This window comes from Pseudomonas sp. RC10-4-2, assembly GCF_050433085.1.
Lineage (GTDB): Bacteria > Pseudomonadota > Gammaproteobacteria > Pseudomonadales > Pseudomonadaceae > Pseudomonas > Pseudomonas aeruginosa.
The window spans coordinates 180,750-196,599 of sequence record NZ_JBNPXX010000001.1 but is presented as its reverse complement, the minus strand read 5'-3'; the positions used below and the strand labels follow the sequence as shown (position 1 = coordinate 196,599).

Genomic DNA, 15,850 nt, shown 5'->3' with positions numbered 1-15,850 from the left:
ATGAAACGAACCCTGTACTCGGGCGTCGGCCTGCTGCTGGTCGGCCTGCTGTTCCTCGCTTTCAACCTGCTGTCCAGCCTGCTGCTGCGCGACCAGCAGTTCGACCTCACCCAGCAGAAGCTCTACACCTTCAGCGCCGGCACCCAGGAAGTCCTCGACAGTCTCGACGAACCGCTCAACCTCTACCTGTTCTTTTCGAAAAGCCGCGCCAGTGACCTGCCCGCCCTGCGCAACTACGCCCGCCGCGTCGAGGAAGTGCTGGACCTCTATGCACGGCGGAGCCATGGCAATGTCCGATTGTTCGTGATCGATCCCCTGCCATTCTCCGACGACGAGGACCGTGCCGCGCGCTTCGGCCTGCAGGCGCCGCCCATCGGCCCGAATGGCGAAGCCATCTACTTTGGCCTGGCGGCCACCAACCCGACCGACGGCCTCCAGGTGATCCCGTTCTTCTCGCCGGAAGAAGAGCCGCTTCTGGAATACGATCTCAGCCGCCTGGTCCAGGCACTCGCACAGCGGGAACGCACGGTAGTCGGCCTGATGAGCTCGCTGCCGATGTCCGGGCAGGCGCCCACCGACGGGCAGCCGGGCAGCAGGCCCTGGGCGATGATGGACAAGCTCTACCAACAGTTCGACATCCGCACCCTGGGGCTCGCTTCGACGGAAATCCCCGCCGAAGTCTCGGTGTTGATGCTGGTGCACCCCAGGCAATTGTCCGAACAGACCCAATACGCCATCGACCAGTTCGTCCTGCGCGGCGGCAAGCTGCTGGCCTTCGTCGACCCTCTGAGTCTCGCCGATGCAGACGGCGGGAAAAGCTCCGACCTGGCCCCGTTGCTGCGCTCCTGGGGCGTCCAGTTGCGGCCGGATACCCTGCTGGCGGATGCCTCGTTCGCCATGATCAAGCCAAACGCCGAACGTCGCCCGGAGCGCAATCCGACCTGGCTACACCTCCCCGGCGACACGTTCCCCCACGACAACGTGCTGACCACCGGCCTGGAAAGCCTCAACCTCGCCAGCGTCGGCCTGCTCGAACCTCTCGGCGGAGCCTCGACGCGCTTCATTCCGTTGCTGCACAGCTCGGCGCACAGCATGCCGCTGTCGCTGGAACGCTTCCGCCAATCCTCGACGGAGCAGCTCAACGCCACCCTGGTCCCGACCGGGGAACGCTACGTGCTGGCCGCCAAGGTCGAGGGGCCGGCGACGAGTGCCTTCCCTGCGGACCGCGGGAAGCAAGGCGAAGGCCTGAGCGACAGCGCGAACATCCATGTGCTGTTGGTCGCCGATACGGACCTGCTGAGCAATCCGCTCTGGCTCCAGGAACAGCCCGGCCACAACGAGCCGCAGGTATGGGCGGACAACGACCTGTTCGTCGGCAATGCCCTCGACTACCTCTCCGGTTCGGACGCGCTGATCGACCTACGCTCGCGAGGCCATACGAAGCGCCCGTTCACCCGCGTGGAAGCGCTCCGCCGCGAGGCCGGGCTGCGCGCCCAGGAACAGCTCAACGCGCTGCAGCAAAGCCTCAACGACACCGACAGGAACCTGCGCACCTTGCAGCAATCGATGGACGCCGGCGACCAGGAGGTGACTCCGGAAATGGAAGCGACGCTGCGCCGCTTCATCGATGACAAATTGCGCATCCGCCAGCAACTGCGTCAATTGCAGTTCCAGCTGAATGCCGATGTCGAGCGCCTGGGGGAACAGGTGAAACTGGCCAATACGGTCCTGCTGCCGGCACTGCTCACCCTGTTCCTCCTGCTGCATTGGAGCTGGCGCAGCATGCGCCGGAGGAGGGGCTGACATGCGCCTGCGTAACGTAGCGGGACTCGCTCTCGCCCTGGCGCTGTTCGCCGGAATCTTGGGCTGGCTCCACGAACGGCAGCAACCGCCCGCGCAACCGCCTGCGAGCCGCGCCTGGCTGCCAGGGCTGAAACCGCACCAGGTGACCGCGCTGTGCATCGCCACCCCCGGCCAACCGACGATCCGCGCCAGGCGCGATGGCAAGGACTGGACGCTCGCCAGCAAGGACGGCTATCCCGCCTCGGGGGAAACCATCCGGCAGCTGTTGCGCAGCCTGGCCGACGCGCGCCTGCTGGAGGAAAAGAGCGCCTCGCCGGAAAACCGCGAACGCATGGGACTCTCCGACCAGGGCAAGGGCCAGGCCAGCCGGATCACCCTGGAGCGCGGCGACGCGCCGCCGCTGGTCCTGTTGCTGGGCAAGCGCACCTCGCAGGGCGGGCAGTTGGTCAGGCAGGCCGACGATGAGGGGGCCTGGCTGATCGACCGAACGGTCGGCCTGCCGGTCAACGACCTGGCCCTGCTCGACCCTCGGTTGACCGACCTGCCATTCGAACAGTTGCGCGAACTGACCCTGTCCTATGGCAACGGCGTACGGCTGAACATTTCCCGAGCCAGTGAAAAGGACGATGGCATCCGCCTGCGACAGTTCCCATCCAGGCCACAGTTGATGGGCGAGGCGGAAGCCGAGCAGGCCGCACGCCTGTTCGCTGCGCTCAGGCTGCTGGAGGTCGCGCCGGCCAAGGCCTCGCGGCAAAAACCGCTGCTGACCTTCACGCTCAAGAGTTTCGCCGGCGGCACGCTGCAGGGCCAGCTTCTGGAACTGGAGCGCCAGTACTGGTTGCAACTGACCGACAGCAAGGGCTTCGCCGACGGGCAGGTCTCAGCCGTCAAGGGTTGGCGCTACCGCGTGGAGGGTCTGAGTCCGGATACCGCTCCCGCGCCCCAGCCACCCAAGGCATCGCCGGTGAAGCAAAGCAAGCCGGCCAAGCCCTCGTCGCCCAAGTGCTGAGCGCTCTCGCCAGGCGCCGCTCGCAGCCGGCGAAATAGAGCCCCGCGGGATGCTGGGCAGGACTGGCCGAGTTTGCTAGAGTAGCGCTTCCTTCACGAGCCCTCGGCTCGTCGATGCAGAATTCCTAAGGCAGGCGCGGCTTATCAGAAGTAAGCCAACCCCACCCCAGAAAAGCCGGCCACAAGCCGGCTTTTTTAATGCCTCCGCACAACCCCAGCCAATCACCGTTCTCTAGGCCTCCAGAAGCTTGCGGAACAGCCCGGCAAGTGTCGCCTGGCGCTCGAAGCCGATACCAGGCGATTGTGGCAATCCCGCCAATCCCGAGGAAAACGGCAGGGCACCGGCGAAATCGTCGAATGGCCGGAAAGCCGACGGCGTAGCCTCGGCCCAGCCCAGGCGCAGGGCCGCCACCAAGTGCAGGCTGAACAGGTAGCCGGCGTGCGGGCGGAAGGCCGCGCGCGGCCAACCCCGGGCGCACAGGTGGTCGAGTATCGCCAGGTAGCCCGGCAGGCCATAGCAATGCACGGGGTCGAACACCAGCACGTCGCGCTCCCGCCGCACGCCGCCATAGAGATCCAGCAAGCGAGCCTCGGCCAGAGAGAACAAGGCCTCGCCGGCACCGATGGGCCCCGGATAGATATCCGCCACTTCGGCCTGGGTAGGGAAATCGTGGGGGTCGCAGATGTCCTCGAACCACCACAACCCCAGCGGCGCCAGGGCTTTCGCTGCATCGACGGCGCCCTCCGCGTCGTAGCGGTTCATCGCGTCGACCGCCAGCCGCGAAGCGTCGCCGAGAACCCGCAGCGCCCTGTCGATACGGCGCCGGTCCTGGTCCAGCCCGGCCGCGCCGATCTTGATCTTGGCGTGGGTGTAGCCGAGATCGACGAAGCGCCGCAGTTCCTCTTCCAGGCGTCCCAGGTCGTCGTGCGGATAGGGGTAGCCGCCGCCGGCGTAGACCGGTACGCGCTGCGGATAGTCTTCCGCCAGCCCCAGGCGTCGCGCCAGGAAGCGATGCAGCGGCAGGCCGGCGGCCTTGGCCGCGGCATCCCACAGCGCCATGTCCAGGGCGCCCACCGCGACGCAGCGTTCGCCGTGGCCGCCGGGCTTCTCGTCGCGCATCATCAGGTCCCAGGCACGCAACGGATCGATGCCACTGCCGTCGTCGCTCGCCAGGCTGTCCGCCGGAGCCCCCAGCAGGCGCGGGGCGAAACGCTCGCGGATCAGCCCGCCCTGGGCGTAACGCCCTACCGAGGCGTGGCCGTAGCCGACCACACGCCGACCGTCGCGCACGGTATCGGTGAGCACCGCCACCAGGCTGGTGTTCAAACCACCGGTGGCAGCCGCCACGCCGGCGTAACGGGAAAGGGGAATACTGCGTTCCCGGACCTCCTGGATGCGCATCGCCTGTCGGCTCCTCCTCGCTGGACCTCTCTCCACCTTAGCCAAGGCCGCCGCCATGGTCGTCCCGATCGGTCGTAGCGACCTTCCGCCGATTTGCCCGGCCCCCGCCCCTCTGCTAGTGTCGCGGGGTTTTGTACACCTCGCCGAGACTCCCCCGATGGCCCGCAAGAAAACCCTCGATTTCGAACAGTCCCTCACCGAGCTGCAAACCCTGGTGGAACGCCTGGAAAGCGGCGAGCTGTCGCTGGAAGAGTCGCTGGGCGCCTTCGAGCAGGGCATCCGCCTGACCCGCGAATGCCAGACGTCGCTGAGCCAGGCCGAACAGAAGGTACAGATCCTCCTCGAACGCGACGGCGAGCTCAGCGAAGCGCCGTTCGATGCGGAAGGCGACGAGGCATGATCGCGGCCTACCAGGCGCGCTGCCAGGCGCGCGTCGATGCCGCCCTGGACGCCCTGTTCGTCGCTCCCCGCGAAGAACTGCAACGCCTCTACGAGGCCATGCGCTACAGCGTGATGAACGGTGGCAAGCGGGTTCGCCCGCTGCTCGCCTACGCCGCCTGCGAGGCCCTCGGCGGTGCGCCGCAGCGCGCCGACGCCGCGGCCTGCGCAGTGGAGCTGATCCATGCCTACTCGCTGGTCCACGACGACCTGCCGGCGATGGACGACGACGACCTGCGCCGTGGCCAGCCGACCACCCACCGGGCCTTCGACGAAGCCACCGCGATCCTCGCCGCCGACGGCTTGCAGGCGCTGGCCTTCGAAGTGCTCGCCGACACCCGGCGCAATCCGCAGGAACATGCCGTCTGTCTGGAAATGCTCACCCGCCTGGCGCGCGCCGCAGGCTCCGCCGGCATGGTCGGCGGCCAGGCGATCGACCTTGGCTCGGTCGGCGTGGCCCTCGACCAGGCGGCCCTGGAAGTCATGCACCGGCACAAGACCGGCGCGCTGATCGAAGCCAGCGTGCGCCTCGGCGCCCTCGCCAGCGGTCGCGCCGAGCCCGCCGCGCTGGCCGCCCTGGAACGCTACGCCGAAGCGATCGGCCTGGCCTTCCAGGTGCAGGACGACATCCTCGACGTGGAAAGCGACACCGCCACCCTCGGCAAGACCCAGGGCAAGGACCAGGCGCACAACAAGCCGACCTATCCCGCCCTGCTCGGCCTGGAGGCCGCCAAAGGCTATGCCCTGGAGCTGCGCGACCTGGCCCTGGCCGCCCTCGACGGTTTTCCGCCGAGCGCCGACCCGCTGCGCCAACTGGCCCGCTACATCGTCGAGCGACGCAACTGACCGACGGGTCGTCGGAAGTCCCCGGCAAAGGTAGGGGCTCCCTTGCTTGGGCGCGGCCGGTGCATCAGGTAAACTGCTGGCCTCTCCGGATTGCATAACGACAGCCTGATGCCCAAGACGCTCCATGAGATTCCCCGCGAGCGCCCCGCCACGCCCCTGCTCGACCGCGCCTCTTCGCCGGCCGAACTGCGCCGGCTGGGCGAGGCGGACCTGGAAACCCTGGCCGACGAGCTGCGCCAGTACCTGCTGTATACCGTCGGCCAGACCGGCGGTCATTTCGGCGCCGGCCTCGGCGTGGTCGAGCTGACCATTGCCCTGCACTACGTCTTCGACACTCCGGACGACCGCCTGGTCTGGGACGTCGGCCACCAGGCCTATCCGCACAAGATCCTCACCGAGCGCCGCGAGCTGATGGGCACCCTGCGCCAGAAGAACGGCCTGGCGGCCTTCCCGCGCCGCGCAGAGAGCGAGTACGACACCTTCGGCGTCGGCCACTCCAGCACCTCCATCAGCGCCGCCCTGGGCATGGCCATCGCCGCCCGCCTGCAAGGCAAGGAGCGTAAGTCGGTGGCCGTGATCGGCGACGGTGCGCTGACCGCCGGCATGGCCTTCGAGGCACTCAACCACGCCTCGGAAGTCGACGCCGACATGCTGGTGATCCTCAACGACAACGACATGTCGATCTCGCACAACGTCGGCGGGCTCTCCAACTACCTGGCGAAGATCCTCTCCAGCCGCACCTATAGCAGCATGCGCGAGGGCAGCAAGAAGGTGCTCTCGCGCCTGCCCGGGGCCTGGGAGATCGCCCGGCGCACCGAGGAATACGCCAAGGGCATGCTGGTCCCCGGCACCCTGTTCGAGGAGCTCGGCTGGAACTACATAGGCCCGATCGACGGCCACGACCTGCCGACCCTGGTGGCTACCCTGCGCAACATGCGCGACATGAAGGGCCCGCAGTTCCTCCATGTGGTGACCAAGAAAGGCAAGGGCTTCGCCCCGGCCGAACTGGATCCGATCGGCTACCACGCGATCACCAAGCTGGAAGCTCCCGGCAGTGCGCCGAAGAAGACCGGCGGACCCAAGTATTCCAGCGTCTTCGGCCAGTGGCTGTGCGACATGGCCGCCCAGGACGCGCGCCTGCTCGGCATCACCCCGGCGATGAAGGAAGGTTCCGACCTGGTGGCCTTCAGCGAACGCTACCCGGAACGCTACTTCGACGTCGCCATCGCCGAACAGCATGCCGTGACCCTGGCCGCCGGCATGGCCTGCGAGGGCATGAAGCCGGTGGTAGCGATCTACTCGACCTTCCTCCAGCGCGCCTACGACCAGTTGATTCATGACGTCGCCGTGCAGCACCTCGACGTGCTGTTCGCCATCGACCGCGCCGGCCTGGTCGGCGAGGACGGCCCGACCCACGCCGGTAGCTTCGACATCTCCTACCTGCGCTGCATCCCCGGCATGCTGGTGATGACCCCCAGCGACGAGGACGAGCTGCGCAAGCTGCTCACCACCGGCTACCTGTTTGATGGCCCGGCCGCGGTGCGCTATCCGCGCGGCAGCGGCCCCAACCATCCGATCGATCCGGACCTGCAACCGGTGGAGATCGGCAAGGGCGTGGTCCGTCGGCGCGGCGGCAGGGTCGCACTGCTGGTCTTCGGCGTGCAGTTGGCGGAGGCGATGAAGGTCGCCGAAAGCCTCGACGCCACGGTCGTCGACATGCGTTTCGTCAAACCCCTCGACGAAGCCCTGGTACGCGAATTGGCGGGCAGCCACGAACTGCTGGTGACCATCGAGGAAAACGCCGTGATGGGCGGCGCCGGCTCGGCGGTCGGCGAGTTCCTCGCCAGCGAGGGCCTCGAAGTCCCGCTGCTGCAACTGGGCCTGCCCGACTACTACGTCGAACACGCCAAGCCCAGCGAGATGCTCGCCGAATGCGGCCTGGATGCCGCGGGCATCGAAAAGGCGGTACGCCAGCGTCTCGACCGGCAGTAGCGCCAAACCCAGCGACAACGGCGGATAACCGCGTTGCGGTTATTCGCCCTACCCCCCAATTGCCGTAGGGCGAATAACGCCACCGGCGTTATCCGCCGATACACCACCATACCGACATACCCCGCCGACTGGCAGCGATAACCGCGTTGCGGTTATTCGCCCTACCCCCCAATTGCCCGTAGGGCGAACAACGCCGCCGGCGTTATCCGCCGATACAGCGCGCGATACCGGCAAGCATTCAGCGCGCCCCGGCGAGCGAGCGGCAGAGTTTCTCGGTCGCCGCCAGCATGGCGAAGCTCGGCCGCTCGAGGTTCTTGTCTTCGATCCGGTACAGCTGTCCGCGCCGCGTCGCCGCCAGCGCCGGCCATTGCCGCCAGAGTTCGAGTTGGGCGTGACTGCCGGCGACGATGACCGCCGGATCGCGCGCCAGAACCGCCTCGACGCTGACCTGCGGCGCCGGCTGCGGCAGGTCGCCGAATAGGTTCTCGGCGCCGCAGACGCGCAGCGCATCGCTGATCACCTGGCGTCCGCCAATGGTGTACAGCGGCCGGTCCCAGACCTGGTAGAACACTTTCAGCGGCTTGTCCCGCCGGTAGCGCTCGGCCAGGCGCCGCATGCCTTCGCGGAACCTGGCCGACAACCGCTGGCCGGCCTCGGCCTCGCCCAATGCCTCGCCCAGCGCAGCCAGTTGCTGGGCCAGTTCGTCGAGGCTGTGCGGTTCGGCGATGAAGAGGGCGATGCCGAAGTCCCGCAGGCGCTGCAACTGCGCCTCGGGCACGCTGCCGGGCCAGACCAGGATCAGGTCGGGCTGCAGTTCCAGCAGGCGTTCGAGATTGACCTGGCCGTAGCGGCCGACGGAAGGCAGGTCGCCAATCGCCGCCGGACGCTCGCCGCCATCCAGCACGCCGACCAGGCGGCGCGCTGCGCCGAGTTCGAGGACGCTGTCGGTCAGCGAAGGCGCCAGGCTGACCACCCGCTGCGCCGCCCCGGCGGAAAGGCTGAGGAGCAGGCAGGCGAGCAGCCAGAACGAGCGCATCAACCGAGTTGACGCGGAATACGGTAGAGCCAGAACAGCACCAGGCTGGTGACCCCGAGCAGGATCAGCGCAACGCCGTTGAGCCCGGCGAACACACCCGGCACGCCGATCCAGGCCGGCAGGCTGGCGCCGAACAGGGCCTTGCGGCGCACCTGCGCCAGACGGGTCCAGGCGGCGGCTTCCTCCGCCGTATCCAGCGCTTTCTGGGTGGCGATGAGACCACGCTTGTAGGCACCGAACAGCGGCAGGTTGACGAACATCGACAGCAGCGCGGCGATGAACAGCGGCATCGCCAGGCCATGGGGAAGGGGTTGCAGTTCGCCGAGGAAGAACTCGACCAGGATCAGCGGCAACAGCGCCAACGCCAGTTGCAACCACCAGGCACGTCCCAGCGCGCCGCGGGCTTGCTGGCGACTCACGTGGTTTCCGCCTCGCCCTGGTGCAGGCTGCCGAGCATGTGCCCGAGCTTGCCGGCCTTGGTCGCCAGGTAGCGCCTGTTGTGCTTGTTCAGGCCCTTTTGCAGCGGCACGCGCTCCGCCACGGTGATGGCGTAGCTTTCCAGCGCCTTGACCTTGCGCGGATTGTTGGTCATCAGGCGCAGGGAGGAGACGCCCAGGTGCGCGAGCATCGGCTGGCACATGGCGTAGTCGCGCTGGTCGGCGCCAAAACCCAGTTGCAGGTTCGCCTCGACGGTGTCGGCACCGCCATCCTGCAATTCATAGGCACGGATCTTGTTCAGCAGGCCGATGCCGCGACCTTCCTGGCGCAGGTAGAGGAGCACGCCGCGGCCCTCCTCGGCGATGGCGGCAAGCGCGCCTTCCAGCTGGAAACCGCAATCGCAGCGCAGGCTGAACAGCGCGTCGCCGGTCAGGCATTCGGAATGTAGGCGACCAAGCACCGGCGCGCCATCGGCGATGTCGCCCATGCTCAGGGCTACATGTTCCTTGCCGCTCTCCTCGTCGAGGAAACCATGCATGGTGAATTCGCCGAAGGGAGTCGGCAGTTTGGAGGCGGCGACGAACACGACGGACACCGGGGAACTCCTAGGGAAACGGAAGTCCGCCATTGTACCAGCAGCGTCCGGCGCCCGGTCAGCTCGAAATGCCGCAAATACCTATCGAGATGGACGATGAATAGAACCCCGGGTTATGAGCGAGCGACATTCAATGCTTGGCCTCGATAAGCAGCATTCCCTGTTCCTCGCGCCAACGCACCCGGTTGAGGAAACTCATGCCGAGCAGGGCTTCGGTCGGATAGCCACCCTCGATCACCGCCGCCTCGACACCCAGCAACTCGATACCGCCGATCTTCACCCGGTCCAGGGTCACCCGCCAGCCGCGCGAGGTTCCGCTGGCAGTGGAGGCGACCATCGGCTTGCCGTCCACCCGGTAATCGATACCCAGGCGGCGCGCCTCGTTCTCGTTCATGGCGATGCTGGTGGCGCCGGTATCCACCAGGAACTGCATGTTCTGCCCGTTCACCGAGCCAGCCACCCAATAGTGCCCACCCGTACCGCGGGCGATGCTGAAGCTTTGCCGCTGCGGCGCCGAATAGCCTGCCTCGTTGTATTCGCGGCTCAGTTCGTAGGTGCGCTCGACGCCGTCGATCCGCAGCACCGCCTTGCGGCTGTCGGCGCTGACCACCTGGACGCCCTGCGGGCCGGTCTGGCCGACCCTGACCAGCTTGCGCTGGCCATCGACGTTGAGTACCGCCGCGCCGGGGAACAGGCCGACCACGAACACCTGGGGCGCGGCCGGCGAGGACAACGCGAGAACGCTGGAAAACAGGGCGACGCACAGCCGCAGCATGATCACTCCTTGGGTGGCAGGATTGCCTTCAACGGCGCATAGGGCCAGTTCCAGCGGGCGAAGATCCGCTCCAGCTCGCCGCTGGCATGCAACTGCCGCATGCGCCGGTCGAACAGCGCCAGCAGCTCACAGCCCCTGGGGGAATCGGAGAAGCCAAGATACAGCGGCAACCGAGTGACGTCGGTGATGCGGTACTCAGCCGCCAGCGCTCCGGCCCCTGCGAGCATTTCCTCGAGTTCCGGACGCGAATCGATGAAATAGTCGACCCGGTGGTTGAGCAGCATCGGCAGCGCCGAGGTGCGGCGCTGCAACTCGCTGTGCGGGGTCAGGGTAGGGAAATAGCGGGCGAAGGCGTAGCCACGCATCCATGACAGGCGGAACCGGCTCAGGCCCTCCAGTGGCGGCGGCGGATTGTCTTTCAGGGAAAGCACGGCGATCGGATCGACGTCATAGGGCCAGCGAGGATAAAGCGCTTCGTCGATTTCCCCGCGGTAGGCGCCGACCCAGGCGTCGGCCTCGCCGCGCAGGACCAGGCCGACCGCCCGGGTATAGGGCTCGTTGGCGATCCGCAGGCGTACCCCGGCCGGCTCGTAGACGGCCCGCAACAGGTCCCAGGCCACCCCGCGACCGTCCTCCTGGGTGTAGCGCGTCCAGGTTTCGCTGACCACGCGGATCTCGCCCACGGAGGGGGCGGCGGAAGCGACGCCGGGCAGCAGCCACAGGCAGCAGAACAGGACGAGCAGACGCATGGGAGGCCTCAGACCAGCCAGTGTACCCATCCCCAGACTAGACCCTGCATGACCAGCCAGGCGAATACCCCGGCCAGGACGTCGTCGAGCATGATCCCGACGCCGCCGTGCACGTTGCGGTCCACCCAACTGATCGGCCAGGGCTTGAGAATATCCACGATGCGGAACACGACGAAGCCGATCAGCAGCCACCACCAGCCCTCCGGCACCAGCCAGAGGGTTATCCACATGCCGACCATCTCGTCCCAGACGATGCCTTCGTGGTCGTGCACGCGCAGGTCGTCGGCGACCTTGCCGCACAGCCAGAAGCCGAACAGCATGGTCACTCCGAGCATCAGCCAGTAGCCCCAGTCCGGCAGCATCTGCCACAGCGGGATGAACGGGATGGCCACCAGCGACCCCCAGGTGCCCGGCGCCTTGGGCAGGGTGCCGGAGCCGAAGCCGAAGGCGAGGAAATGCCAGGGATTGCGCCAGACCGACGGCGGCACCGGCTGCGCCGGCGCCTGATCAGGATGCTCAGTCACGTTGGGTTCCGAAATGTTGGTAACCGGCCGCGGCCGGTATGAGTTCCTTTCCGTCGGCGTCGAGCAGGTGCACCCCCTGTCCCGCCTCGACCCGGCCGATGACGGCCGTGGCCGGCCACGCGGCGCGAATCTCGCCAAGGTACTCAGGCGGCAGGGTGAAAACCAGCACGTAGTCGTCGCCGGCGGCCAGTTGCTGGCGCAAGGCTTCCTCGCCGGCGAGCAGGCCGCTCAACGCGGCGCTTGCCTGCAAGCGCTGGCATTCGACCAACAGGGCAACGCCGGAAGCGCGGGCGATATGCCCGCAGTCGGCGAGCAGCCCGTCGGAGATGTCCAGGGCGGCGCTGGCCTTGCCGCGCAGGGCGAGGCCCAGACCGAATTGCGGTGCCGGCGTCCAGTAGCGCGCCAGCAGCGGTTCGGCCACCTCGGCGGGCGCCGATCTTCGCTCCAGCACCAGTTCCAGCGCCGCTCCAGCCTCGCCGAGCGGGCCCCCGACGCAGAGCAGGTCGCCCGGGCGCGCACCGGCGCGGGTCAGCGCCTGGCCGGCCGGCACCCTGCCGAATACGGTCAGGGTCATGCTCAGCGGGCCGCGCGTGGTGTCGCCGCCGACCAGGGCCAGGCCGCACTGCCGGGCCATGGCGTCGAGGCCGCGGGCGAAGCCCTGCAACCACTCGGCGTCGGCCTGCGGCAAGGTCAGGGCCAGGGTGAAGGCCAGGGGCGCGGCGCCCATCGCCGCCAGGTCGCTGGCGGAGACCGCCAGGGCGCGCTGGGCAAGAAGGAAAGGGTCGCAACCGGCGGGAAAATGCACGCCTTCCACCAGGGTATCGGTGGAGACCGCCAGTTGTTCGCCGGCTGGCGGCGCCAGCAGGGCGCAGTCGTCGCCGATGCCGAGGGCCACCTCCGCCGCCGGCGCCGCGCAGGCGGCCGCGGCGAAGAAGCGGCGGATCAGCTCGAACTCACCCATGACGCCGCCGGCGCGGGATCAGCGCTTGCCGCCGCGCAGCTCGGCGGCGCGCAGGCGCGGCGCCAGCTTGTCGAGCACGCCGTTGACGAACTTGTGGCCGTCGGTGGCGCCGAAGGTCTTGGCCAGCTCGATGCCCTCGTTGATCACTACCTTGTAGGGCACGTCGATGCGGTTGCGCAGCTCGTAGGTGGACAGCCGCAGGATGGCCAGCTCGACCGGGTCGATCTCGGCCAGCGGGCGGTCCAGGCAGGGCTCGAAGGTGGAGTCCAGCTCGCTCTTCTGTCGCGGCACGCCGTGCAGGATCTCGTGGAAGTAGGCGCCGTCGACCTCGGAGAAGTCGTTGTCGGTGCGGAACTGCGCCTCGATCTCGTGCAGGGGCTGGCCGGCGATCTGCCAGGAGTACAGGGCCTGGACGGCCAGGCTGCGGGCCTTGCGGCGAGCGGCGGTCTTGCCTTTCGGCGGCTTGGCTGCCGGGTTGCCGCTGTCTTGATTGCTCACTTGGCCTCCAACTGCGCCAGCAGGCTGACCATTTCCAGGGCCGACAGCGCGGCTTCGGCGCCCTTGTTGCCGGCCTTGGTGCCGGAGCGCTCGATGGCCTGCTCGATGGAGTCGACGGTGAGGACGCCGAAGGCGACCGGGATGCCGAACTGCAGGGACACCTGGGCCAGGCCCTTGGTGCACTCGCCAGCCACGTATTCGAAGTGCGGGGTGCCGCCACGGATCACCGCGCCGAGGGCGATGATGGCGTCGAAGCCGCCTTGCTGGGCGACCTTCTGGGTCACCAGCGGGATCTCGAAGGCACCCGGGGCGCGGATGATGGTGATCTCGCTTTCAGCCACGCCGTGGCGGACCAGGGCGTCGACGGCGCCGCTGACCAGGCTTTCCACGACGAAGCTGTTGAAGCGGCCGACCACCAGGGCGTAGCGGCCTTTGGGGGCAATGAAGGTACCTTCGATGGTCTTCAGGGTCATGAGCAGGTCTCATCTGTTAAAGAGCCGGGACGCCGTTGCGCCCCGAGCGAAAAGGGTCGAAAGGTCCGTCCAGCATAGCGCCCACCGCGATCTTGCACGCGGCGGGCGGGACAGGCCTTATTCGGCGGGCAGGTATTCTACAACTTCCAGGTCGAAACCGGATATCGCATTGAAGCGCATCGGCGCACTCAGCAGGCGCATCTTGCGCACGCCGAGGTCGCGCAGGATCTGCGAACCGGCACCGACGGTGCTGTAGGTGGTGGTGGCCTTGGGCGCCGGAGCCGGCGCCGAAGCGATCTCGCGGACATGGGCGAGCAGGTCGTCGCCGCCGATCTGGTGACCGAGCAGCAGCACCACGCCGCTGCCCGCCTCGGCGACCTTGGTCATCGCCGCGCGCAGGCTCCAGCGGCCCGGCTGGTTGACCTGCAGCAGGTCGCGCAGCGGGTCCATGTTATGCACGCGGACCAGGGTCGGCTCTTCCGCGCAGACCTTGCCGAGGGTCAGCGCCAGGTGCACGTCGCCCTCCACCGAGTCGCGGTAGGTGATCAGGTTGAAGTGGCCCAGTTCGCTGTCGAGCGGCTGCTCGGCGATGCGCTCGACGGTGCGCTCGTGGATCAGCCGGTAGTGGATCAGGTCGGCGATGGTGCCGATCTTGATCCCGTGCTCGGCGGCGAACGCCTCCAGTTCGGGCCGGCGAGCCATGCTGCCGTCGTCGTTCATCACCTCGCAGATCACCCCGGACGGCTCGAACCCGGCCATCCGCGCCAGGTCGCAGGCCGCCTCGGTGTGCCCGGCGCGAGCCAGGGTACCGCCCGGCTGGGCCATCAGCGGGAAGATGTGGCCGGGGCTGACGATGTCGGCGGCCACGGCGTTCTTCGCCGCCGCAGCCTGCACGGTGCGGGCGCGGTCCGCGGCGGAGATGCCGGTGGTGACGCCCTCGGCGGCCTCGATGGAGACAGTGAACTTGGTGCCGAAGCCGGAGCCGTTGCGCTGCACCATCAGCGGCAGGCCGAGGCGCTCGCAACGCTCGCGGGTCATCGGCATGCAGACCAGGCCGCGGGCATGCTTGACCATGAAGTTGATGTCTTCGGTGCGGACGCATTCGGCGGCCATGATCAGGTCGCCTTCGTTCTCGCGGTCCTCGTCATCCATCAGGATGACCATCTTGCCTTGGCGGATGTCTTCGATCAGTTCGTCGATCGTGTTGAGTGCCATGGGCACCCCCTTATGCAATTCGTGGGTTACTTGAGAAAACCGTTCTCGGCGAGAAACGCTTCGCTGATGCCGGAGGCGCTGGGCTCGGCGGCCTTGTCGCCAAGCAGCAGGCGCTCCAGGTAACGGGCCAGCAGGTCGACCTCGAGGTTGACCCGGCGTCCGGGCTGGTACTCGGCCATGATGGTTTCGCTGAGCGTATGCGGGACGATGGTCAGCTCGAACTCCGCGCCGTTCACCGCGTTCACCGTGAGGCTGGTGCCGTCGACGGTGATCGAGCCCTTGTGCGCGATGTACCTGGCCAGTTCGCGCGGGGCACGCACGGTGAACTGGATGGCGCGGGCGTTCTCCTCGCGCTTGAGCACCTCGCCGACGCCGTCGACGTGGCCGCTCACCAGGTGTCCGCCGAGGCGGGTGGTCGGCGTCAGGGCCTTTTCCAGGTTCACCCGGCTGCCCACCTTCAGGTGCTGGAAGGCGGTGCGCGCCAGGCTCTCGCGGCTGACGTCGGCCCAGAAGCCATCGCCGGGCAGTTCCACTGCGGTCAGGCAGACGCCGTTGACCGCGATGCTGTCGCCGAGCTTGACGTCGCCCAGGTCGAGCTTGCCGGTGGCGATGTAGACCCGCAGGTCGCCGCCCTTGGGCGTCATTGCGCGGACGCTGCCGATCGACTCGATTATGCCGGTGAACATGCGACCTCCCGTTTTTCCGCCGCACAGGCGCGCAGCATGGCCGGCGCGACGCCGAGCGGCCTGCGTGCCATAGCGCGGGTATTCCAAGATGAAGACATATGACGAACTCCTGTTTCGTGAAAAACAGGGCTTTTTGGATCGAAGGGGATCTTGCGGGCGCACAGGGTACGCCCAGGCAGGCAATCCCGTTCTCTCTTTATCCGGACTATGACCGTCGGCCCCGGAATCGCACCGGGTCTGCTGACCTTGTCGTCCGGCGGTGGCCGGTCCGGCAAGCGCTCGCGGGCTAGGCGCCTTGCGCGCCATTACCGCCGGTGGGGACTTTCACCCCGCCCTGAGAACGTTACGGCCACCGAGATGGCCGTGTGGCGTTTTACCACAGTTGCGCCGCTTGTGCATCGTCCGCCGCGT

At 67.7% G+C, this 15,850-nt stretch carries 17 protein-coding genes and 1 riboswitch; of the genes, 5 read left to right on the top strand and 12 right to left on the bottom strand.

Annotation, left to right across the window (positions count from 1 at the left end; genetic code table 11):
- Positions 1–1,803 (top strand): GldG family protein, encoded by a 1,803-nt coding sequence (locus FHW81_RS00895; protein ID WP_096067744.1) that lies wholly within the window; start codon positions 1–3, stop codon positions 1,801–1,803.
- Position 1,804: 1 nt separating this feature from the next.
- Entirely contained in the window at positions 1,805–2,812 is a 1,008-nt protein-coding gene (locus FHW81_RS00890; protein WP_003102810.1) for a DUF4340 domain-containing protein, read from the top strand.
- 231 nt (positions 2,813–3,043) lie between these two features.
- On the opposite strand, the gene FHW81_RS00885 is transcribed toward FHW81_RS00890, so the two are convergent.
- On the bottom strand, positions 3,044–4,213 hold the full coding sequence (locus FHW81_RS00885) for a mandelate racemase/muconate lactonizing enzyme family protein (RefSeq protein ID WP_023116373.1): 1,170 nt from the start codon (positions 4,211–4,213) through the stop codon (positions 3,044–3,046).
- Positions 4,214–4,370: 157 nt separating this feature from the next.
- Between FHW81_RS00885 and FHW81_RS00880 the strand changes: the two genes are divergently transcribed.
- The 3 genes from FHW81_RS00880 (at position 4,371) to dxs (ending at position 7,489) form a co-directional block, all read left to right on the top strand.
- Positions 4,371–4,613 carry an exodeoxyribonuclease VII small subunit gene (locus FHW81_RS00880; protein ID WP_003093283.1) on the top strand — a complete coding sequence of 81 codons (243 nt, stop codon included), beginning with the start codon at positions 4,371–4,373 and terminating at the stop codon, positions 4,611–4,613.
- A complete protein-coding gene (locus FHW81_RS00875) occupies positions 4,610–5,497 on the top strand; it encodes a polyprenyl synthetase family protein (protein ID WP_003093289.1) in 888 nt (295 codons plus the stop codon). The genes FHW81_RS00880 and FHW81_RS00875 overlap by 4 nt, the downstream gene beginning before the upstream one ends.
- 108 nt (positions 5,498–5,605) lie before the next feature.
- Positions 5,606–7,489, top strand: a complete 1,884-nt coding sequence (gene dxs / locus FHW81_RS00870; RefSeq protein WP_003102816.1) for a 1-deoxy-D-xylulose-5-phosphate synthase — start codon at positions 5,606–5,608, stop codon at positions 7,487–7,489.
- 238 nt (positions 7,490–7,727) lie between these two features.
- Here the strand turns inward: dxs and FHW81_RS00865 are convergent, their stop codons facing one another.
- From FHW81_RS00865 to FHW81_RS00815, 11 genes are all read right to left on the bottom strand, one after another.
- Positions 7,728–8,525: a cobalamin-binding protein gene (locus tag FHW81_RS00865; protein ID WP_033936210.1), complete on the bottom strand. Its 798-nt coding sequence runs from the start codon at positions 8,523–8,525 to the stop codon at positions 7,728–7,730.
- Complete coding sequence (locus FHW81_RS00860) at positions 8,525–8,944, bottom strand: hypothetical protein (protein WP_003102818.1); 420 nt, start codon at positions 8,942–8,944, stop codon at positions 8,525–8,527. The genes FHW81_RS00865 and FHW81_RS00860 overlap by 1 nt, the downstream gene beginning before the upstream one ends.
- Complete coding sequence (gene ribA, locus FHW81_RS00855) at positions 8,941–9,558, bottom strand: GTP cyclohydrolase II (RefSeq protein ID WP_003110510.1); 618 nt, start codon at positions 9,556–9,558, stop codon at positions 8,941–8,943. The genes FHW81_RS00860 and ribA overlap by 4 nt, the downstream gene beginning before the upstream one ends.
- 130 nt (positions 9,559–9,688) lie before the next feature.
- Entirely contained in the window at positions 9,689–10,333 is a 645-nt protein-coding gene (locus tag FHW81_RS00850; protein ID WP_004351646.1) for a TIGR02281 family clan AA aspartic protease, read from the bottom strand.
- Positions 10,334–10,335: 2 nt separating this feature from the next.
- Complete coding sequence (locus FHW81_RS00845; protein WP_171893948.1) at positions 10,336–11,082, bottom strand: substrate-binding periplasmic protein; 747 nt, start codon at positions 11,080–11,082, stop codon at positions 10,336–10,338.
- Positions 11,083–11,090: 8 nt separating this feature from the next.
- Positions 11,091–11,606, bottom strand: coding sequence for a phosphatidylglycerophosphatase A family protein (locus FHW81_RS00840; protein WP_003093304.1), 516 nt, complete (start codon positions 11,604–11,606; stop codon positions 11,091–11,093).
- Complete coding sequence (gene thiL, locus FHW81_RS00835) at positions 11,599–12,567, bottom strand: thiamine-phosphate kinase (RefSeq protein ID WP_017002403.1); 969 nt, start codon at positions 12,565–12,567, stop codon at positions 11,599–11,601. Before thiL ends, FHW81_RS00840 begins: the two co-directional genes overlap by 8 nt.
- Positions 12,568–12,585: 18 nt before the next feature.
- Positions 12,586–13,065 (bottom strand): transcription antitermination factor NusB, encoded by a 480-nt coding sequence (gene nusB, locus FHW81_RS00830; RefSeq protein WP_003093308.1) that lies wholly within the window; start codon positions 13,063–13,065, stop codon positions 12,586–12,588.
- A complete protein-coding gene (gene ribH / locus FHW81_RS00825) occupies positions 13,062–13,538 on the bottom strand; it encodes a 6,7-dimethyl-8-ribityllumazine synthase (RefSeq protein WP_003093311.1) in 477 nt (158 codons plus the stop codon). The genes nusB and ribH overlap by 4 nt, the downstream gene beginning before the upstream one ends.
- Before the next feature lie 117 nt (positions 13,539–13,655).
- Positions 13,656–14,753, bottom strand: coding sequence for a bifunctional 3,4-dihydroxy-2-butanone-4-phosphate synthase/GTP cyclohydrolase II (gene ribBA / locus FHW81_RS00820; protein WP_003093313.1), 1,098 nt, complete (start codon positions 14,751–14,753; stop codon positions 13,656–13,658).
- Between the two features lie 26 nt (positions 14,754–14,779).
- Positions 14,780–15,439: a riboflavin synthase gene (locus FHW81_RS00815; protein WP_003093316.1), complete on the bottom strand. Its 660-nt coding sequence runs from the start codon at positions 15,437–15,439 to the stop codon at positions 14,780–14,782.
- A 183-nt stretch (positions 15,440–15,622) separates the two neighbouring features.
- Positions 15,623–15,785, bottom strand: a riboswitch (FMN riboswitch).
- Positions 15,786–15,850 lie beyond the last annotated feature (65 nt).